At 68.2% G+C, this 21,136-nt stretch carries 15 protein-coding genes and 3 pseudogenes; 14 read left to right on the forward strand and 4 right to left on the reverse strand.

The genetic code is table 11. The features are described from left to right. Positions 1–520 precede the first annotated feature (520 nt). The 11 genes from AB0436_RS30285 (at position 521) to AB0436_RS30335 (ending at position 14,815) form a co-directional block, all read left to right on the forward strand. On the forward strand, positions 521–1,057 hold the full coding sequence (locus AB0436_RS30285) for a hypothetical protein (protein WP_366471136.1): 537 nt from the start codon (positions 521–523) through the stop codon (positions 1,055–1,057). A gap of 55 nt (positions 1,058–1,112) precedes the next feature. Beyond that, positions 1,113–3,794, forward strand: a complete 2,682-nt coding sequence (locus AB0436_RS30290) for a Helicase associated domain protein (protein ID WP_366471137.1) — start codon at positions 1,113–1,115, stop codon at positions 3,792–3,794. A gap of 155 nt (positions 3,795–3,949) precedes the next feature. Beyond that, complete coding sequence (locus AB0436_RS30295) at positions 3,950–4,624, forward strand: TnsA-like heteromeric transposase endonuclease subunit (RefSeq protein ID WP_366471146.1); 675 nt, start codon at positions 3,950–3,952, stop codon at positions 4,622–4,624. After that, the gene (locus tag AB0436_RS30300) at positions 4,621–6,018 is read left to right on the forward strand and encodes a transposase family protein (RefSeq protein ID WP_366471138.1); all 1,398 of its coding nucleotides are present in this window, start codon (positions 4,621–4,623) and stop codon (positions 6,016–6,018) included. The genes AB0436_RS30295 and AB0436_RS30300 overlap by 4 nt, the downstream gene beginning before the upstream one ends. Then, positions 5,960–6,814, forward strand: a complete 855-nt coding sequence (locus AB0436_RS30305) for a hypothetical protein (protein ID WP_366471139.1) — start codon at positions 5,960–5,962, stop codon at positions 6,812–6,814. The genes AB0436_RS30300 and AB0436_RS30305 overlap by 59 nt, the downstream gene beginning before the upstream one ends. After that, a complete protein-coding gene (locus AB0436_RS30310; protein WP_366471140.1) occupies positions 6,808–7,830 on the forward strand; it encodes an ATP-binding protein in 1,023 nt (340 codons plus the stop codon). The genes AB0436_RS30305 and AB0436_RS30310 overlap by 7 nt, the downstream gene beginning before the upstream one ends. Before the next feature lie 97 nt (positions 7,831–7,927). Next, on the forward strand, positions 7,928–10,870 hold the full coding sequence (locus AB0436_RS30315) for a helicase associated domain-containing protein (protein WP_366471141.1): 2,943 nt from the start codon (positions 7,928–7,930) through the stop codon (positions 10,868–10,870). 121 nt (positions 10,871–10,991) lie between these two features. After that, positions 10,992–11,933: an ABC-three component system protein gene (locus AB0436_RS30320; RefSeq protein WP_362728591.1), complete on the forward strand. Its 942-nt coding sequence runs from the start codon at positions 10,992–10,994 to the stop codon at positions 11,931–11,933. Further along, positions 11,930–12,196: an ABC-three component system middle component 6 gene (locus AB0436_RS30325; RefSeq protein ID WP_362728593.1), complete on the forward strand. Its 267-nt coding sequence runs from the start codon at positions 11,930–11,932 to the stop codon at positions 12,194–12,196. Before AB0436_RS30320 ends, AB0436_RS30325 begins: the two co-directional genes overlap by 4 nt. Beyond that, positions 12,186–13,922: an ABC-three component system protein gene (locus tag AB0436_RS30330; protein ID WP_366471142.1), complete on the forward strand. Its 1,737-nt coding sequence runs from the start codon at positions 12,186–12,188 to the stop codon at positions 13,920–13,922. Before AB0436_RS30325 ends, AB0436_RS30330 begins: the two co-directional genes overlap by 11 nt. A 35-nt stretch (positions 13,923–13,957) precedes the next feature. Further along, positions 13,958–14,815: a hypothetical protein gene (locus AB0436_RS30335; protein WP_365859384.1), complete on the forward strand. Its 858-nt coding sequence runs from the start codon at positions 13,958–13,960 to the stop codon at positions 14,813–14,815. 513 nt (positions 14,816–15,328) lie between these two features. On the opposite strand, the gene AB0436_RS30340 is transcribed toward AB0436_RS30335, so the two are convergent. Further along, on the reverse strand, positions 15,329–15,721 hold the full coding sequence (locus AB0436_RS30340; protein WP_365859386.1) for a hypothetical protein: 393 nt from the start codon (positions 15,719–15,721) through the stop codon (positions 15,329–15,331). 1,045 nt (positions 15,722–16,766) lie between these two features. After that, positions 16,767–17,381: a TetR/AcrR family transcriptional regulator C-terminal domain-containing protein gene (locus AB0436_RS30345; protein WP_366471143.1), complete on the reverse strand. Its 615-nt coding sequence runs from the start codon at positions 17,379–17,381 to the stop codon at positions 16,767–16,769. Positions 17,382–17,445: 64 nt separating this feature from the next. Between AB0436_RS30345 and AB0436_RS30350 the strand changes: the two genes are divergently transcribed. Beyond that, positions 17,446–18,708, forward strand: coding sequence for a beta-ketoacyl-[acyl-carrier-protein] synthase family protein (locus tag AB0436_RS30350; RefSeq protein ID WP_366471144.1), 1,263 nt, complete (start codon positions 17,446–17,448; stop codon positions 18,706–18,708). Further along, positions 18,705–18,877, forward strand: a pseudogene (locus tag AB0436_RS30355) (leucine zipper domain-containing protein); the annotation flags it as partial. The gene AB0436_RS30350 and the pseudogene AB0436_RS30355, both read left to right, overlap by 4 nt. Positions 18,878–19,709: 832 nt before the next feature. Here the strand turns inward: AB0436_RS30355 and AB0436_RS30360 are convergent. Beyond that, positions 19,710–19,930, reverse strand: a pseudogene (locus AB0436_RS30360) (helix-turn-helix domain-containing protein); the annotation flags it as partial. 41 nt (positions 19,931–19,971) lie between these two features. Here AB0436_RS30360 and AB0436_RS30365 point away from each other — a divergent pair. After that, a complete protein-coding gene (locus AB0436_RS30365; protein WP_366471145.1) occupies positions 19,972–20,712 on the forward strand; it encodes a class I SAM-dependent methyltransferase in 741 nt (246 codons plus the stop codon). Between the two features lie 75 nt (positions 20,713–20,787). Here AB0436_RS30365 and AB0436_RS30370 read toward each other — a convergent pair. After that, a pseudogene (locus tag AB0436_RS30370) lies at positions 20,788–20,915 on the reverse strand (transposase); the annotation flags it as partial. Positions 20,916–21,136: the final 221 nt, after the last annotated feature.

Raw genomic sequence — 21,136 nt, forward strand, 5'->3', positions numbered from 1 at the left:
GCGGGTACCACCTCGCTGCGCGAGGTGCAAGCGAACCACCGGGCTGCGCCCGGTGGTTGCGCTCCCGCTCCGCGTCCGCGGAGCACCTCGCTGCGCGAGGTGCCGACCACCCGGGCTTCGCCCGGGTGGTGACGGCCCGTCCGCTGCGCTCCCGGACCGGGCCTTGCTGCGCAAGTCCTGACCGGTCCTCCGCTTCGCTCCATACCGGGTTGGGCCGGTCCGCTGCGCTCCCCCGCCCAACGGCCCCTCCGGCTCCGCCTCCAGGGCCATCGGCCCGCTGGCGCGGGCCAAGCTAGCTACGGGGAGGGAGGGGGTGCTCGTTCGTGTGGCTTCCAACGTAGTGAGTGCATCAGAATGATTCAGCATGTAGATTTGGTGGAAATACGAGGGATGCTGAGGTGGTGTCATAGTGATCGATCGGAAAATACCGGCAGGCATCACGCGCAGGGCACAATACTTCATCCGGGCCCACGGTCATTGGGCTGGCCGTACTGACATCGAGCAGTACAGAGCCAAGTGGATGGAGCACGGCGTCCCCAAGGCGCAGATCGACCGGGTGTCCGCCTACGAGGCGGTCTGGGGTGGCCTCGTGCTTCCTCCTTCTCCCCACTATGACGGTGGGCCTCGGACTCTCAGCGGAGACGTACCTGAAGGGCCTGCCCCGGACTGGCACTTCAGCGCCGGCCAGCAGCGCACTGCCCTCCCCTACGCCTTCATGGTCGGACCCAGCGGAGAGTTCGGGCTCCATGCCGGCACTTGGGCCCCCCTGCACGCCAGCATCGAAGGGTGGGTGGAAGCACTGGCACTGGCCGACCATGCCCGCAGGTGTGCGCGCAGCACCACCACGTTGACAGGTGAAGAGGTGGACGGCCTTGACCTCGACAGCTTCGATGCCGTCCCCGAGGTGGCCGGGATCGCGGACACCTGGTGGCGCGGCACCGACTCGCTCATCGCCATCTACCGCGGCGAAGCCGAAGTCATGCACGCGCCCCCATGCCGGACCGCCACGATCTACGCCGGACTCCATGCCTGGGGGCTCAGAGGACTCGACACATAGATAGACCCAGATGACCTCACCGCCGAAACCGACCTCACAAGAAAAGGGACCCGATATGTCGAGAGTCTCACTCAGGGAACATCAAGTCGACCAGAAGTCGAGTTTCCGTAAGTGGGTTGGTTTTCCTGCAAGATCTTTTGTGCCTCCGGAGGGAGCGCGTGCGATGGGGGTGTCCGCGACCGGGTCCGGTAAGACGATCACCACCGCTTCGTGCGCTCTGGAGTACTTCCCGGGCGGGCGGATTCTGGTCATGGTGCCCACGCTGGACCTGATCGTGCAGAGTGCCCAGTCCTGGCGGCGGGTCGGGCACCGCGCGCCGATGGTCGCGGTCTGCTCGGTGGACAAGGACGAGGTCCTGGAGCAGCTCGGAGTGCGCACCACCACCAACCCGATCCAGCTCGCCCTGTGGGCCGGGTCCGGGCCGGTGGTCGTGTTCGCCACGTACGCCTCTCTCGTGGACCGTGAGGACCCGGCCGATGCCTCTGGCCGGGGGACTGTTCCTGGGCCGTTGGAATCGGCTCTGGCGGGCGGGGAGCGGCTGTACGGGCAGCGGATGGCTCCGTTCGACCTGGCCATTCTGGACGAGGGGCACATGACGGCCGGGGACATGGGCCGGCCGTGGGCGGCGATCCACGACAACAGCCGGATTCCCGTCGACTTCCGGCTCTACCTGACCGCGACCCCGCGGATCCTTGCCGCGCCCCGGCCGCAGCGGGGCCGGGACGGGCGGGAGGTGGTGATCGCGTCGATGGAGGACGACTCCCGCACCTACGGCACCCGAATTTTCGATCTTGGTCTGGCGGAGGCAGTGGAACGCTCGATCCTCGCGGGGTTCGAGATCGACGTGCTCGAGATCCGCGACCCCGACCCGATCCTGGGCCTGTCCGAGGACGCCCTGCGTGGCCGGCGCACGGCCCTGCTCCAGGCCGCACTGCTGGAGCACGCGGCGCAGCAGAATCTGCACACCACCATGGTGTTCCACCAGCGGGTCGAGGAAGCCGCCGCGTTCGCCGGGCAGATGCCGGCGACGGCCGCCGAGCTGTATGCCGCGGAGGCCTCCGCGGCGGCGCTGGACGAGGCGGAGGAGCTGCCCGCGTCGTCGATTGCTGCTGAGCTGTACGAGCTGGAGGAAGGCCGTCATGTGCCTGCGGACCGGGTGTGGGCGGACTGGCTGTGCGGGGACCATCCCATCGCGCACCGGCGTGCGGTGATCCACCGGTTCGCCAACGGCGTCAACGCCGAGAACCGGCGGGTGCACCGGGCGTTCCTCTCCTCCGTACGGGCCCTCGGGGTCGGGGTCGACATCACCGGGCTGCGCGGGGTCGAGGCCGTGTGCATCGTCGGCTCGCGCAGCTCCCAGGTCGACGTCGTCCAGAACATCGGACGCGCCCTGCGCCCCAACCCCGACGGCACCACCAAGACCGCACGGATCATCATCCCGGTCTTCCTGCAGCCCGGGGAGGACCCGAAGGACATGGTCGCCTCGGCCAGCTACCAGCCCCTGGTCGACATTCTCCAAGCACTGCGCTCGCACTCGGAACGCATGGTCGACCAGCTCGCTTCCCGCGCCCTGACCCGCGGTGCCGAGCGGCGGCGTATCCACGTCCGCCCCTCCCCCGCGAGCGCGGCCGGCCCGGAGAACGGGGACATGCCCGCGGAGGCCGGCGAGGCGCAGCAGGAGGTCGACCGGGTCACCTCGGTCGTGGTCAACTTCGCCTCCCCCCGCGACGCCGCCGACATCGCCGCCCTCACCCGCTGCCGCGTCATCCGGCCCCAATCCCTCGTCTGGCTCGAGGGCTACCAAGCCCTCATCCGCTGGCGGAAGGAGAACGACATCACCGGCCTGCACGCCGTTCCCTATGACGTCGAGACCGAAGCCGGAACGACGAAGACATTTCCGCTTGGCCGATGGGCGCATCAACAGCGCAAGGCGCTGCGCGCAGGTGAACTCGACCCCCACCGCAAAGAGCTCCTCGACGACGCCGGGATGGTCTGGGAACCAGGCGACGAAGCATGGGAGAACAAACTCGCCGCGCTGCGGTCCTACCACCGGGCCACCGGACACCTCGCGCCTCGCCAGGACGCTGTCTGGGGCGAAGGCGAGGGGGACGGCGAGCAACTGGCCATCGGACAGCTGCTCGCCAACCTCCGCCGCAGGGGCGGCCTCGGCAAGGCCCCCGTGCGAGCGGCGCAACGCGCACAGCAACTGGCCGCGATCGACTCGGACTGGAACTGCCCCTGGCCACTGGACTGGCAACGCCACCACCGCGTACTCGCCCACCTCGCCGCCGACGAACCAGACGGTCTCCTGCCCCACATCGCACCCGGCGTCGTCTTCGAGGGTGACGACATCGGACGATGGCTCCAGCAGCAGCGCAAGCCGGGCGCCTGGGCGCAGCTCTCCACCGAACAGCAGGAACGACTGACCAAGCTGGGCGTACAGCCCACTAAAGCGCCCTCTCCCGCCCCGGCGGCCAACCGTGCGGCAACGGGGCCGAGCAAGGCACAGCAGGCATTCAAGCGCGGCGTGGCGGCCCTCGCCCAGTACATCGACCGCGAAGGCAAAACTGTGGTTGGCAGGCCCCATGTTGAAGAGTTGCCGGACGGCACGACGATCAAGCTGGGTGTGTTTCTGAGTAACCAAAAGGCCAGGCGTGACCGGTTGGATGTGGAGCAGCGGGCCGTCCTCGCCGAGCTGGGTTACACCTGGGCCGCAGAACAGTCCGGGCGCAGCTGACATTCACCGATAGACCCTCGCGTACCCATTACCGGATGGGCCGATAAGCCGTTTAATTCTGTATGCAGGGTGCTGAGTGGGACGGAGCGAGGGCACGCCAGCCTGAACCTGAAGTCGATTCGGTGGATGTGCTGTTCAGGGCTGCGGGTGGGGCGGTGGAGTGCTCGAGGTGGTTGTCGGCCGCTGCCGAGGTGGCGTTCGAAAGCTGTCTGCCGCTGAAGTCGTTCCCAACCCGCAAAGGCAAGCGGCTGGCCCCGGGGTGGTGGTGGTCGGCCACCACCGGAAAGCTTGTGCACTACGGGTCTGCAGCGATGCGACTGCATGTGATGCTCCTCGACCGCGACCGGCGCATAAGCGGCCTGGCCAGCCAGCCACTTGAACTGCGGTGGCATGTGCCGGGCGGGGTGCGGTCGCATGTTCCTCAGCTGATGCTCCGGCTGGCCGATGGCCAGGGAGTGCTCGCCGACTGCACGGGGAGAAGTGAGCTGTCTCGGCGTCAGCGGTCTCTCGCTGCGGCGGTCGGAGAGATCTGTGCGGCGGTGGGCTGGCAGTACTGGGTACTCGGGCCTGTCGCCCCGGTCTACCGGCGCAATGTGACCTGGCTGGCGGGATACCGGCACCCGCGGCATCACGGTGGTCAGGTGCTGGGTGCCGCGTTGCAGGAGGTGTTCGCCGAGCCTGTGCCGCTGTGGGAGGGCGTGCGCAGGGTTGGTGATCCGCTGGTCGTGCTTCCTGCGCTGTTCCATGCCCTGTGGGCGGGACGGCTGGCGGCGGACTTTGGGGCGTCGATGCATGAGCGGATGCCGGTGTGGGCGCAGGCGGCAGAGTGAGCGCGGCCAGCAGGATGCCGGGCAGGCCGGTGGTGGAACTGGGATGCCGGGTGCGGTTCGGGGGACGTGCCTGGACGGTGGCTGCCCTTGTCGGCGGTCAGGTGCGGCTGGTCGCTGAGGACGGCGAGGTGGCGGCGGTTTTGCTGTCGCTGCTGTTTGCCGATGCGGGGTTCGAACTCCTGGAGGCGCCGGGAGTGCCCGGGGTGCCGCCGCTGGGCTTGCTGGAGTCGTTGCCCAAGGCGGTGAGAGAACGGGCCCTGGCGTGGGAGCGGCATGTGCGGGAGGTGGAGACCGGGCTGCCGGGCGGGACTGGTGCGGCAGGTTCGCCGCGTACGGAGTACGACCCGCAGATGCGGACACTGGCTCAGCGGGAGGGGGCGAAGGCAGCGGAGCTGTCAGCGATCGGCATGTCCACCAGTGTGGTGACGGTGCGGCGGATGCGGGCCCGTTACCGCCGGGAGGGGGTGTGGGGGCTGGTGGATCACCGGTCCGCTCGGCCCCGGACAGCGCTGGGGCGTGCGGACGAGCGGGTGGTGGCCGCCTTGCAAGAGGTGCTGGAGGCCGGGCGGGAGCGCTCCAGCGGGACGCTGGGGCGGCTGCGGGTGTACACCGAGCGGCTGCTGGCCGAGCAGTACGGGGACGGGGTGGTGCCGCTGCCCTCGAGTGCGACGTTCAACCGGCTCGTGCACGCCCTCGCCGACGGCCGCGGGCTGCTGGGCAGTGCGCGGCAGCGCCGCTGGCGATCAGCCCGGCCGGCTCCCCCGTTCGTCCCGACGACGGTGATGGCGCCGGGTGAGCTGGTGATGATGGACAGCACCGTTTTGGACGCCTTCGTGGTGCTCGATGACGGGGTGGCGGAGCGTCCGGAGCTGACCATCGCGCTGGATGTGGCCACCCGCACCATCTGCGCGGCCGTGCTGCGTGCGAAAGGAACCCGCAACGTGGATGCGGCGCAGCTGCTGGCGCAGATGATGGTCCCCGCGCCGATGCGGCCCGGCTGGGCCGAGGCACTGGCGATGGAACACTCCGTGGTGCCCTACGAGCGGCTGCTGAGCGTGGATGCTCGGCTGGACGGTGCCGCGGCGCGGCCGGTGATCACTCCGCAGACCATCGTGGTCGACCAGGGCAATGTGTTCATCTCGTCCTCGTTCATCGCCGCCTGCGAGTCGCTGGGCATTTCCGTGCAGCCCGCACCACCGGGCAACGGGCCGGCCAAGGGGCATGTGGAGCGCACCTTCTCCTCGATCAACACACTGTTCGTTCAGCATGTGGCCGCCTACACGGCATCGCACACCGGGGAGCGCGGGAAGGACGCAGAAGGCGAGGCGGTGTGGGTTGGCCCAGCTGGCCGAGATGTTCCAGGAGTGGATCATCTGCGGGTGGCAGGAGCGTGAGCACGATGGGCTGCGGCACCCGATGATGCCCCGCTGTGCGCTGTCGCCGAATGAGATGTGGGCGGCGCTGGTCGCCGTGTGCGGGTACGTCCCGGTGCCGCTGGGCCGCGAAGACTACATCGAACTCATGCCCATCAAGCGGCAGAAGATCAACGACTACGGCATCCGCATCGACTACCGCACCTACGACCACAAAGTCCTCAACCCGGTCCGTGGCGAGCGCTCGCCGGCAGCGGACGGCCTGTGGGAGATCCACTACAACCCGCACGCTCCCGGCCTGGTCTGGGTACGCCTGCCGAAGCCTGACCAGCCGCGCGGATACGAGTGGGAGGCGGTGCCGTGGATCCACCACACCCTTGTCAGCGCCCCGTTCACCGACTTCACCTGGCAGCACATCAAACGCACCGTCGCCCGCCGCGCAGACCGCGCCCAGCACGAGCACGACCTGGCGCTCGCCCTGCGCGAGCTGCTGGAACGCGCCGCCGCCGGACATGGCACCCGACGCGAGAAGGTCGTCGCCGCCCGCGCCCGCACTGCCGCGACCGGTGGCGCGGTGTGGGGGATCCTGTACGGCCAGCAGCCGGAGGCAGAAGCCGAAGAGTGCGAGGACATCTTCGGCGCCAGCGACGACGAGGAATTCCTGACCGACGACAGCGCCCTGAGTATCTGGCCGGCCGAACCACCGGGCGGCTCCCCAAGCTGCGCGGCGCAGGAAGCTCAGGAAGCTGACGTGCCTGCGCCGAGGCGTCCCCAGGTCACGGTCTACGACCCCTTCGAGGAGTCCCTGCGATGGTGAGCCCGGTCTCCACCGATGCCGTGGGTTTCGCCCCGCTGGCCCCTGCGACCGTATGGCAGGGATGGGATGCCTTCGTCCACCGAGCCCCGGCGTCCGCGCGCGACGCGGATGATCCCGCCTGGCGGCAGACGGAGCGCGAGGACTACCACTCCGAACTCTCCGTTATGCGCACCCCGGCCATGGACAGCGTGTTCACCGCCGTACGTCGGCTCCTGTTGGTCAACCGCCGCCAGCAGGCCGGCGCCCGGCGCGGGCTGATCATCTCCGGGCCGGCCACGACGGGTAAGACCACCACGATGATGGCGCTCGGGCGTTCCTTCCAGCTGGCCGATGCCCGCCAGCATCCAGGCCAGGCAGAGCGCAGGCCTGTGCTGTTCATCAGCGTGCCGCCGGCCGCCACCCCTAAGATGCTCGTCAGCGAGTTCGCCCGGTTCCTCGGCATGCCGATCACCGACCGCCTCAATCAGACGCAGATCACCGGGGCCGTGTGCGACCTGCTGTGCGAGCTGGGCACGCAGTTGGTCCTCATCGACGACGTGCACCTCCTGGACACCCAGCGGCGGGCCGGGGCGGAAACCTCCGACCAGCTGAAGTACCTCGGCGAGCGCATCCCGGCCACCTTTGTGTACTCCGCGATCGACGTCGAGACCTCCTCGCTGCTCAGCGGGGTGCGCGGGGCGCAGATCGCCGGTCGTTTCAAGATCTTCCGCCACCGCCCGCTGGCGTACGCGACCGAGCAGGACCGGGCTGTGTGGGACGACCTCGTAGGGGCCATGGAGGGTCTGCTGCGGCTACGCGCGCACCGGCCCGGGACTCTGGTCAAGCACGCTGCCTACCTCCACTCCCGCACCGCAGGACGGATCGGCAGCCTCTCCCACCTCATCCGCGAAGCCGCCCTGGTCGCCATCACCGAAGGCACCGAACGCATCACCAAGCAACTGCTGGGCGAGGTGGAGCTCGACGCGGCCGCCGAAGCCCATGCCCGGCCCACACGGCCCGCACGACGGAAGCAGTAGGGCATCCGGCATGGCGCAACAGCGCAGCACCCCCGTACCCGTTCGTCTGCCCCGGAGTAGACAAGCGGGGCGCAAACGGGCAGCATCCGGCGGGATCGTGCCCGCCATCAGTGGCGGCGCAGCAGGACGCATCGCTCCGTTGAACGGAGAGATGACCCTGTCGTTCCTGAACAGAATCGCCGCCCGGTACCACCTCGGGATCCGTGACGTGCTCGCCGCCGTCACCGACGTCGGCGGCCTGCAGAACCTCACCGGGATGCTGTACCCGGACAGCGAGATCCACCTCAACGCACAGGCCCGCGACCGGGTCGCCGCACTCTGCCATGTTCCGCAGCACGTGCTTGAGCAGGCGCTGCCCGCATGGACGCGGGAAGAGCCGAGCGGAAAGTACGGGATGGGCCCGGTCGGGCGGCTGATGCGCGGTGAGGAGGTCGTCGCCGCATGGGGGCCGGCCTGCCCCGCATGCACCGCCGCCCGTACCGGACGAGAGGTGCCCGCCCGCCGGTACCTGGCACCCGAGCAGCGCGTCTGCGCACGCCACCGGTACTGGCTCCTGTACCTGCCCCACACCGGCGGGCTGACCGTCCCCCTCGGCCGGTGCCCGGAAGTGATCGAAGCCCAGCGGGGGCATGCCGGGTTGCTGCACCGCTCCCCCATCGGGGCGCAGGCGTTCGAGGTCGCTCGTGCCGTCACCAACTCCTGGTGGGAGCAGCCCTGGCCCCGCCAGGAACACGCCTGGCCGGCGCGCCTCGATGCCACACGCCCGGACGGCGCCGACCCCGGCTGGTGGAAGGTGGCGGCACGCGACCTGATCACCTATCCCGAGACCGTCGCCCTCGCCCGTCTGCTGGCCAGCCGCCCTCTGCAGCAACGCGCTGTCGCCGAATCGGGCGGCCATCTCCCCTACCGTCTTGGTGAGCTACCCGCTCTTCTGACCGAGGTCGCCCATGAGCTGCAGCGGTCGTGGCTCGTCCACCGCCTCGCCGCCGTCACCCACGGACCGCTGTTCACCTGGGCCCACTCCTGCGTACTAACCCGCGCCGACCCGATACCCGCGGCGCAGCAGAAGCTGTGGAAGGTGCATTCATCGCACCGGCCCCGCCCCCTCAGCGACCTCCTGCCCCCACCGGAATCACGCACCGACAGCGGCCAACCAGAACCACGGCCGGTCAAACGGCTTCGCGGCCACAGCCTCCAAGCCGAACGTGCCTTCGAGAGAAGCCTTGCGCACGCCCACGCCTACCACCAGCAGTTCGGGCACCTGGCCGTCCCCAAGGAAGACTCCTTAGGCGATTACCCGCTGGGCGCATGGCTGTCCAACCTGCGCACCCGCCACACCCGCGTGCCCGCCCACCAAGCCGCTGCCCTCCACGCGCTGTACCGGTGGTGGAACGCGCCCTGGAGCACGCTGTGGCAGCGCACCTGGCACCAAGCCCGCGATCACTCCGAAGCCCACGGCCCGCTCGAGCCGGCCCGCGGCTTCCCCACCACCGGCTACAGCCTGGGCGAATGGCTATACCTGCAGTGCACCCGCTACCCCACCCTCCACCCCGAACAACAACGCCTCCTCACCCAGATCGGCATCGACGCCGCCGCGGCGGACGCCGCCCGGCCCAGACGACGCAACATGAGGGCCGGCGCCGAAGAGGCCCTCGCGCACGCCCGCTCCTACGCCGCCGAACACGGCAGCCTGGCCTCCGTGACCTCGGCAACCGTCCACGACGGTTTCCGCCTGGGACAGTGGCTCGCCAACCAACGCAACTATCAGCGCACCGGCCACCGGCCCCTGCCCGCCGGCCGCGCCCAGGCCCTCACCGCCATCGACCCCTGGTGGTGCCCGCCCTGGCACCTGAGGTGGCAGCGTCACTACTACCGCTCCCGCGACGCCGCGGCTGGCCGCCGCCTCCAGGCCGAGAACGGCTTCAATGCCCTCGACGACGCCGGTGCCGCCGACTGGCTGTGGCGCCAGTGCGCCACGTACGACGAGCTTCGCCCCGAACAGCAGCAACTCCTCACCGACATCGGCATCACTGCCGATGTGGCACGCAGCGCCCGGGAACACGCACGGACGACACCACCGAGACCGGCTGCCGCCCCGGCTCCGCAGACAGACAAGCCCAGCCCGGCCGGAAGGGGTGCGGATCCTGCCGCTTCCACCCATCGACGCCGCACACGGCGTGCCGCCGAACCCAAGCGTCCCCGCGAGCCCCGCAGCCGCCTCGGGCACCGCCCCGACCTGATGCCGGGCTTCGAAACAGCCCTGGCACACGCCCGCGCCTACGCAGCCGAACACGGGCACCTCGCAGCCCCCCGCGACACCCGGCACGACGGGTATCCGCTGGGGTGGTGGCTGTTCAGCCAGCGCAACCGGGCCAAACAACGCGCCCGCGACCGTCTGCCGCCCTCACCCCACCTGACCGAGCTCACCGCGATCGACCTCTGGTGGAACCCGCCCTGGAAAACCGAGTGGCAGCGCAACTACTACCGCGCCCGCAACCACATCGAAGCAGGCGAACCGTACGACCCCGTCGCCCGCATCCCCGCACCGAGCACCGTCCTGGGCAGCTGGACCACCCGCGCCTGCCTGACCTACCACCAGCTCCACCCCGACCAGCAGCACCTGCTGAACGCCATCGGCATCACCGCCCAGACAGCCGGACAGTGGCCGCCCAGTCCCCGGCCCCGGCCCCACGCCGAAGCCCTCCACCACGCCCGCACCTGGGCAATCGAACACGGCCACCTCTGTCCGCCGATCAAAACCGTCCGCAACGGCTTCCCCCTTGGCAAGTGGCTCGACAGCCAACGCCAACTCGCGAAGAAACGGGCCAGCCCCTCCCCCACCCAGCAGATGCTCGCCATGATCGACCCCTGGTGGAACCCGCCCTGGCCCATCCTGTGGCAACGCACCTACCAGCAGGCACGAGCCGACCACCGCCACCCCACAACCCGCCACTGGCTCCAAAACCAGCAACGCGGCTGGCTCCTCCTCCACCCCCACCAACAACACCTCCTGGTCAGCATTGGCATGACGCCGACCTGACCATCCATCGCTCATCTCCCTTTACAGCGATGGGAGATGCGCCCCGATACGTGCGTGTACACAACCTTCCGCGCTTGATCGCGCACAGCTACGATGGCGTTCTTTGCGGTGAGGGGGACGGGTGAAGTTCGAGCAGCGAATGTACGCCCGTCTCAAGTTCCTCGATCTGATGGCAGACCTCTACGAATCTGCGTTCGAGGACTTCTTCCACCGGGTCATGGTCACGCGCCACCCGAATTTCCTAGATGTCCGGACCCACGGCAAGCTCGGCGATCAAGGTGCGGACGGGCTCACCCTCCACAGTCGCAAGCTCTACGCCTGCTACGCCCCGCAGACGGGAGGCGCCTCCGCCGTCAAGACGAAGTTCACCAAGGACCTGGCCAGCGCCGTGAGACAGCGCGATGGACAGTTCGACACCTTCGTCTTCGTCCATAACGACCGGCGAGGGATCCACCCTCAGGTCGCGACCATGCTCTCTACCGCAGACTCTGACCACCCGGCCCTGGATTTCGAGCAGATGGGTACCCGCCACATATGGCAGGAGTGCATGGGCCTCGACCTAGCCCTCGCCGAAGACGTTCTGGGCTGCGAGATCCCGGTCAAACCCACCGTGTATGGAATGGGCATGGACGACCTGGCACCGCTGCTACAGCATCTCAAGGAACTGCGGGCCGAGGCCGATCCGCTCATGGAACTGCCCCAGGTGCGCGAAGAGAAGCTCGACTTCAACCAACTCCGGGGCGAGTCGCGTGACGCGCTGCTGCGCGGCATGCGGCACACCCCTCTGGTGGAGGCCTTCTACGCCGGGGGCATCCGGACTCTGGAACACGACGAGGTCGCACGCGGATTCCGTATTTTCTACGAACAGGTGCGCCAGGAGTATCGGGACCCCGACGACGTGCTGTGGCAGCTGGAGATGTACGTCCTAGGTAATGAGCGCCAGCGGCCCCAGGTGCACCGGGCGGCATGGGTTGTCCTGGCGCACTTCTTCTTCCGCTGCGACATCTTCGAGGCACCTCCCAGCGACTGGAGCCCGGCAGGGCTGGTGAGTACGCAGCCATGATCACACCCACCAAAGGGATCGCACCGGACCGCTGCCTGCTCGCGGTAGGTGCCCAAGTCCTCCTTCAGCTGGACGAGCCGCGGACTGTGAGCCAGACCTGGGCGCGGCTGAAGGCCTGGCGTCGGGAGCACCACCACTACTCCCCGGTATCGTTCGGCTGGTTCGTCCTGTCCCTGGACGTCCTGTACGGGATCGGTGCGGTCGAACTGCACGACGACCTCCTTGTCGTTAGGAATGCAGATGCTGCGTCGCTTGAGCGCTGACGATTCCCGGTTCAAGGAGATCGCCTTCCAAGGCGGCCTGAACCTGCTGCTCGCCGACAAGACCGAAGCCTCCACGTCCACCGACAGCCGTAACAGCGCCGGCAAGTCCAGCATGGTCGAGCTCGTCCACTTCCTGCTCGGCGCGAGTGGGAGCACCCGCAACCCGTTCACCAAGCGGGCGCTGCGATCAATCACCTTCGGCCTGGACCTGGACTGGCCAGACGTGACCGAGACGCTGGAGGTACGACGCAGCGGCGCACGGCCAGCGTTCGTCACCCTCCAACCCGACGTGACCGCACCCGACCCGGACTCCCTGTTCGCCCTCGAGACGCAAGGCCAGGCCGAGGTCCCCATCGAGCAGTGGCACCATCTGATCGAGCACAGGCTGTTCGGACTGCGTGGCGACCACCCCGGCGTCAGCGGCCGGACCTTGCTCTCCTATCTCGCGCGCCGGGTCTCGGCCCACGGCTTCAACGAAGCCGGACGCACCTTCTCCCGCCAGCCCGCCGCCGATGCCACCACCAACCTGGCCTACCTGCTCGGCCTGGACTGGCAGCTGGCTGACGGATACCGGCAGCTCGCCGCCCGCGATGCCACTCGCAAACAGCTCCGCAAGGCTGTCAACGACCCCGTTTGGGGACAGATCGTCGGTTCCACCGCGGACCTGCGTGGCCAGATCGCGCTGGCCGAGGCCCAGGTCGAACGCCTGCAGGGCCAGGTCGCCGCTTTCCAGGTCGTACCCGAGTACGAGCACCTCAAGGACCAGGCCGACGAGCTCAGTCGCCGTATCAAACAGCTTTCCCAGGACGATGTCATCGAGCAGTACAACCTCGACGAACTGCAACAGGCAGTCATCGAGACAGCCGACGTCGACACCCAGTACCTCCAGCCCGCCTACCGTGAGCTCGGCATCGTTCTCAGTGACCAGATCCGCCGCAGGTTCCAGGAGGTCGAGGCCTTCCATCACTCCATCGTGCGCAACCGGCGCCGCTTCCTGGAGGAAGAGATCAGCGAGCTCACCGCACGGCTCGCCGAGCGCCGTACTGAGCGCGCCCGCTTGGGTGAGGAACAGGCACAACTGCTGCGCCAGCTCGACGAAGGCGGCGCTCTGGAAGCGCTGACGTCCCTCCAGCAGGCCCTCGCCCGCGAGCAAGCGGCCCTGGGAGCCCTGCGCCACCGCTACGACGCAGCCCAGACCCTGGAGTCCAGCTCCCGCCAGATCACCGCCAAACGCATCCAGCTTCAACAGGCCGTCGAGACCGATCTCGACGAACGCGAACAGCAGACCCGCGAAGCCACCCTGCTGTTCTCCCGTTTCGCCCAGGCCCTCTACGGGCCCCGCGAGGCCTTCCTGGCCATCCAGGCCGGACGCGAGAGCCTGACGATCACCCCGCGCATCGACAGCGACAACAGCCGCGGCATCGGCAACATGGTCATCTTCTGCTTCGACCTCACCCTTGCTGTCCTCGCCCACCGACACGGACGCGGCCCAGACTTCCTCATCCACGACAGCCACCTCTACGACGGCGTCGACGACCGGCAACTCAGAGCCGCCCTGCAACTCGCCGCAGACGTCACCCGCGAAGAGACCATGCAGTACATCGCCACCCTCAACACCGACGACCTCGCCAAAGCAACCCGCCTGGGCTTCAACGCCGAGCCGTACACCCTCGAAACCGTCCTGACCGACTCCCCCACTGGCGGACTCTTCGGCTTCCGCTACTGACCTCTTCCACGCACTTACGCCCAGCGTCACCTTCGGTGCACAAGCAACTCCCTTGGCGCCCGCGCACGCCCCGGAGGTACTCCTTTTGGGGCCTCACCATCGTCACGGAGGAGGAGCAGATGCCTGGTCTTGGATGGGAGGACTGGACAGTCGCGAAAGTGGATCCGAACCGTCTGCCGGCCGACTGGGGCTGGAAGGTCACACGCCCCTCAGGCCGTGGCTTCGACGACGACCCCGCCGACTACGCCGCCGCCCTGCGGGACCGCCGCAGCATCCTCATCGAGGAAACACCCGACGTGCCGCTGCGGCGCCGCAAGCAGCCATGGCACCGCGCGGCACCACATGCATCAGGTGCCAACTACTTGCCCTTCGCGACCGAGATTCCGTTCGGGCTGTGGATCGTCAGTCTCGTCCCGAACGACGACGAGGAACGCTCCGGACGAACGTGGGGCCAAAGAATTTGGTTCCGAGTACCGGCCTGGTGGGCGCTGGGTCCTCAAGGACGAACAACGGCAGCACTGCTCACCCGACTGGAAAAGCTGACGTGGGACGAAGTCCTCACCCTGCGCCGCTCCTACAACAAGGCGTGGCCGACCGATCGCGAAGATCCAGCGTGGTACGAGGCCCAGGACCTCGCCAGGACCACCGACCGAGCCACGCTGAAGAACGCGCTGATCAAGCACACAGAAGCAGCACTGGGCCGAGCAGCCCGCATCCATGGCAAGCGCGTACGGAACTTTTCAGACGAACAGAAAACTGTGTGCTTCGCCGCCACGGCCCTCGCCCTCGAAGACCTCTCTCCCAGCCTCGCTCACCGCCTCCTCAGTCCGCTCCGTATCGCACTCGGCGACGTCCACAGCCACCCCGTCCCCACATGGGCCGACAGCCTGTGACCCGCCCCCGTACTGGCCAGCCGAACAGCGTGCCAAGACCGGCGCTCGCTGCGCTGGCGAAGTAGACCGCCCGGCCTGACCGACGCGACGTGGCTACCGAGGGCGCTCCACCACTGCTGTTACGTGGGGGTCGTGTCCGGCAGGTCTACCTCAGGGGCCGGGCGGTTCGGGGTAGAACTGGCGGCGGTCCGGTCCGTCACCGCGACGCCGTGCGGACCGAACCCGGCCATCACTGCCTTAGCTCCAGTCCTGGCTTTCGGGCGGGGAGTAGTTCGGTTGCCGTCGGCCAGAGCTTCTGCCCGGCAGAGGCCAGGTTCCCAGACTGAGTGCCGTCCTGCCATGCCGTTCGTCTCCGCCGGCCCCAGTTCCGCCGACTTCTTCCTGCCCTGCGCACGCACGACCGCCGTCTGCATCCTCCGCCGCGATCACCTGAGCCATCCGCCGCACGCAGCTCTCCGCACGCACCAGCATCGGATCGGCACACCTGCCCTTCAGGCTCGCCGGTTCCCGGCATCAGTACCTGGCCGACGGACCCTCGGTCTCATCGTCATCGGGCTTCTGTCGTCCCTCCACCAGCTGATCGATCTCCTGGGGAACCCAGTACAGCGCGTTCAGAACCAGACCCCATGCCCGGTCCCGCAGCTCCTCCGGCACCTCGTTCTCAATCTTCTCCACAAGACTGTCGATCTTGGAGTGGACGTCATCCTCGGTTCCCGTGGTCGGTGCGGTTGCCACTGCCCACACCAGTCGGCCCGCCCCGGCCGCCGCTCGGCCTATGCTCCCGAGCACCGATCCCACATCCATCTGCGCTCCGTACCTTGCCAGTTGGTGTACTGCCACAGCGAGAACTGCCTCAGTTTGCGGGGCGAGCCTAGCCGTGATTCCAACGGCCTCGAGGTACATCACGACGTTGACCGCAGCCCCGGTCCGCTCCGCGACTGAACTCCACGAGGCATGGACACCGCCCCGTACAGAGCCAACATCAACACCACAACCAGCGCATAAGAACACTCAACGAAACTGATCACCACTCGGGCAAACTGACCACAGCTGACCAACGCTCACTCGACCTGACCAAGTGGCAGCTCAGCACGCAGCCCACGCGCTCATCTCCCCTGCCACCCAGCCGTCGCACCAGGGCTTGAAGCACTACCACCACCAGAAACCAAACTGACCAGCCCAGGCCAAACCACGACCTACTGACCAGAAAAACCTCCCCTGGACATCGCCGCCCTAGTGGCGTTGGGCGTCGACTGGGCAGGCCCGGCAGCAGCCGCCCCGGCCCCCACGGACGGAGGTTCTGAGCAGCCGGCGCCGGCAGAAGCGCCCGTGCCAGAGCAGCGCGACGCGGGCGACACAGGGGCAGACGAGGAGCACGAAGCCGAGGCGGCCCGCGGCCTGGCGCGCATGAAGCGCCTCACCGAGCTGACCCGGAAGCACACCAAGGCCGAACTGCCGCGCACGGCCTACGCGGGCGGCCTGGTACGCCACGACTCCCCCGAGCAGTGGCGCAAGGATGAGATCGCCTCCGCCGTCGTGGACAACGAGCTCAGGGCCACCGCCCGGGCCGGAGCTGAGCAGCCTCCCGTCCCAACCGCGGCTGTCGTCCCGGCGAAGCGGTCGCCAGTACGGCACCACCATGACGAGTGCGACAAGACCGTGTACGAGGGCGGCGCCTGCACCTGCGACATCATCGAGCAGTCCCAACAGTGGGGCAGGTCAAGATGTCACCCGATCGTGCACCAGACCCGCACGAGTGGGTTCGGTGCTCACGCACCCGCTCCACCAGGCCGCGCCGGGCATCGAGATCGCGTTTGCCCGGCAAGTAGGTTCTTGACGCCTTGCACTAGCCGCAGCACTGGAGTGCGTCGGCGACGGCAGACATGCCGACCGCGACCGGGCCACCATCGGGAGGGACCCGCGCAGGTCGTCGCCGGCCAATTCGCTTGAATTAACCGGGATCGGGTTCGTCGTGGATGGTCAATGCTCCTGCGAGGTCAAGGTCGGCGCCGGTGCCATGCGCCCCGGCGCGGACGAGCAGCACTGCACCGAGCGCGGTGCTCCAGAACGTTCTGGCTTCCACGTTGAGCGGTCGACGGGCCCTCCAGCCGCGACTGTCGATGAGCTGGCTCACGAAGCGCTCGGATTGCCGGAACAGCAACTGGAGGTGCTGGTCGACCACGGGTGCGAGTTCGGGCTTGGAGATCCCGGCGGCGAGTGCTCGCGTGACTGACGGGAGCGAGGGCATGGCCAGTACCGCGCGGGCGATGTTGCGCCGAAATGTCACCGCATCGGGGGCTTGGCGACCGATGCGCTCAATCCGTCGGGCGTCGTGCAGCAAGCCGAGAAAGGCGGCGTGCACGAGGAGCGAGTCCTTGGAGCCGAAGTAGTAGGTGACCTGATTGGGGAAGGCGCCTGCCGCGTTCGCGATCTCCGCGACACTCACCTCAGCGCCGGGCCGTTCCTTGCAGAGCCGTGCAGCTGCCTCAATCAGCCGGTGCCTCGTCGCGCGACCACGGTCACGCGACCGCGCCGACGTTGATCGAGCTTCGGTTCGCTTCTTCACACCAGAATTGTATGTGATACAACAAAGACATTCCCTTGTATCGCATACAAGAAGGTTGAGGGACATGCACCGGACTGAAGTCGTCGTGACCGGACTCGGCGCGATCACACCACTGGGGGCAGACGTGGCGTCCACCTGGAACGCCCTGCTTGCCGGCGAGTCCGGCATCCGCGGCGGTGTCCTGCGTGGCTACGAAGATGCCGGCCTTCCCGACACCGTCGGAGGGACGATGACGATCGACCCCGCCGAGTTGCTGCTCCCGGTGCAGGCCAGGCGGCTCGACCGCTCGCAGCAGGCGGCCCTCGCGGCGGCGGCCGAAGCATGGACCGATGCCGGCGCCCCAGAGGTGGACCCGGACCGGCTCGCATCGGCGATCGGCACGGGCATCGGGGGCGTACGGACGCTGCTGAAGCAGGACGACGTACTGGAAGCGGCCGGGACCCGGCGCGTCTCGCCACGCACCGTCCCCATGCTCATGCCCAATGCAGCCGCAGCGCTGATCAGTATCGAATACGGTGCACGGGCCGGTGTCTACACGCCCGTCTCGGCGTGCTCTTCCGGTGCCGAGGCGATCGCCCTGGGGTCCCGGCTCATCCGCGCTGGCGAGGCGGACGTGGTTATCGCGGGCGGGACCGAGGCCGCGATCACCCCGATCACCGTCGCCGGCTTCGTCCAGGCACAAGCACTGTCGCGGCACACCGCCGAACCCGCGTCAGCGTCAAGGCCGTTCGCCGCGGACCGCAGTGGATTCGTCCTCAGTGAAGGTGCCGCTGTCGTGGTGCTCGAAAGCGCCGAGCATGCCAGCGCCCGGGGTGCGCGCGTCCACGCGGTGCTCGCAGGCGCCGGCATTGCCGCCGACGCTCACCACATCACGGCGCCCGCTCCCGACGGCTCCGGTCAGATCTCCGCTATGCGGAAGGCCCTCGCGCAAGCCGGTTTGGCTCCCGAACGGATCAGCCACATCAACGCCCATGCCACCGGGACTCCGGTCGGCGACGTCGCCGAGGCGCACGCGATCGGGGAGGTCTTCGGCCGCGCCACCGTGACAGCCCCCAAGGCGGCGCTCGGTCATCTCTTTGGCGCCGCCGGCGCGATCGAAGCACTCATCGCCGTCCTCAGCGTGGAGCACGGCGTCATCCCGCCGACCCGCAACCTCACCGCGGCCGGCGTCGGTCCCGACATCGATCTCGATGTCGTCACAGAGCGACGAGACGTCCCCCAGGAGGCCGTGCTCAGCAACTCCTTCGGCTTCGGTGGACAGAACGTCTCACTCATCGTCACCAGCGCACGGCACCATGCGTCCCGCACGGTCCCGACGACACCATGACCCACGCGAACACACCGTTGTCCGTGGAAGGTCGCCGCCGATTGACCGGGGTTGCAAGACCCGTCCGATTGCGCATGTCCCCGCAGAGATGTGAATTTCCCGAGCAACGGCGTCGAAGTGGGTGAACCCGCATCGGCGACACGGCGAACTCGGGTCGATCGATCGAAGCGACGCATTGCGGGCCGGCCGGCAGCAGCCTCCAGCGGCCTGCGGGGGTGTGAGAGTTGAGCAGTAGTTGGAAGCAGCGGTGGCGCTGGCGGGTCCGGGCCACGCACCGGATCTCCTCGAGCGGCCGGTCGGCAAGGTTGCGGCCCAGCAGAAATTGCCCCGCTCCAGGGGCGGAGCGGCACTTCGTCGCCGCGTTCCTGCCACGCTATCCGCCGTCATGCCTGGCCCCTGTTCTCCAATGGTTCATTCGGGAACCAGTCTGGTGGGGCGCACGGTGCGGGCATCACCAACTTGCCATGCCTTTAGAACCCGGCACGCACGGCCCGGATATGGGTTGGGCGGTTAGCGGCAACGTCGCCCGTGGCCGGGCAGGCCGGCCACGGGATCGCGTACACGCTGGAGCCGCCGCTGATGGTGACCGGCTCCTACCCTTGGGTCGGCGCGGAGGGCACCATTTGCAGCAGCCCGTCCACGACGGGGCGGGGAACTGCAGGCACCACTATCGGCTCTCCGGACAGCGGGCACTGCTCCCCCTCCGGTATGGAGTGCTGGGCAAGAGCGTCACTCGGGGCAGACGATCACCTTCGCTGGTGCACGAACGCGCCACCTCGGCATGTCGTCAGCCTTCACTCGGTCTGGGCCCCATGGCCTTCTCGGTCCACTCGCTGCACACCAGGGGCCGTTGGTATTTCCCCTGCCCGGCTGCCACCCACACCTGAGTACACGCCGAGCGGTACCGAGATCCCAGGCGAGCTGTTCCACAAGGTCGTCGGCGTAGGCGGGGCAACAGTGACTGCGGTGCCGAAAGGGTGGGGCTTCGGTGGAAGGCGATGGTCCAGGCAGGCCAGGCAGATCTCCTTTGAAGCGGTGGGCAACATCGCGGACGGTGTCCTCGTCGGCGGCCACGAGACGGGCGATGACCGGGACGGTGCCGCCCGCAGACGTCAGCAGGATCATCGCCCGCCCGGTAGCGCACGCTGTTCGCGTTGCCCCGCCGGACGATCTGCTGCAGCTTCTGCCCTCCTGGTCGGCGATCTTCCCGGTCGCAGCACAATCGTGTTGACCGCCCACGGCAGGCAGTGCTTGAGTCGGCGCGTGGACAGCACTTCTGCCAACCGGCGGTTCTGGAACCAGTTCAGCAGCGCCTACCAGCGCGAGCACGACCCACAGATCGGTGCAACGCCCCGGCTGTGGGGCACGTACGCCATCCCCGACGCGTACCTGCACGCCCTGGGCGACGTCACCGGCAAGCGTGTCCTCGAACTCGGCTGCGGCGCAGGCCAGTGGTCCAGGGCGCTCGCCGCTGAGGGCGCCACCGTGGTCGGGCTCGACCTGTCCGAAGCCCAGCTCGCCGCGGCAGCTCGCGCGATGGGAGCGGCCCGCTACCCGCTGGTGCAAGGCGCCGCCGAACACCTCCCGTTCGCCGCCGACAGCTTCGACCTGGTGTTCTGTGACTACGGCGGGCTCAGCTGGGCACCCCCGTACCTGGCCGTCCCGCAGGCTGCACGCATCCTGCGCCGCGGTGGGCGCCTGGTGTTCAACGTCGCCAGTCCATGGTTCGAAGCCTGCTACGACGAAGCCGCCAGCCGCGTAACCACGACGCTGCACCAGGACTACTTCGGGCTGGACACCATCGCCGAAGACCAGGGCGCGGTCAGCTATCAGCTCACCTACGGCGACTGGATCAAGGTCCTGCGCGGGGCAGGTCTCGTCATCGACGACCTCATCGAGCCGCGGCCCGAACCCGGAACAGCCAACGGCTACAACCAAACCGACCCGCCTGACTGGGCATCCCGCTGGCCGGCAGAAATGCTCTGGGTAACCCACAAACCGTAAGCACCGCCGCACCGAGACATGAAAGTATCCCCTCCCCGGTTGGCCCAAGAAGGTCCTGTCCCACGGGCCATCCGCCGACCAGCGCTGCTGCCGCTCATAGACGTCTTCCGCGGACCGAAACGCGCAGGCAGATCCCGCCAGGGCGCACCCGTGCGCTGCCGGTACGGGATCCCGTTGATGATCCTGCGATGACTGGCCCACGGCCACCACACAGCCCTGACTTCGGCAGGTGCGGCTTCAGCGGACCCACTCCTCAATCGTGAAATCTCCCCGTCCCGTGACCGTGCCAACGACACGACCCCCACAGTCACAAGATCCGCCGGACAGACCCTAGTGATCTGAGTCAGAGATTCGTCGGCAGTAGGCAGCGACTTTGTCGAGAATCTCGTCGGCGGTCTTCGTCCAGACGAACGGTCTGGGGTGC

The organism is Streptomyces sp. NPDC051322 (assembly GCF_040689485.1).
Lineage (GTDB): Bacteria > Actinomycetota > Actinomycetes > Streptomycetales > Streptomycetaceae > Streptomyces.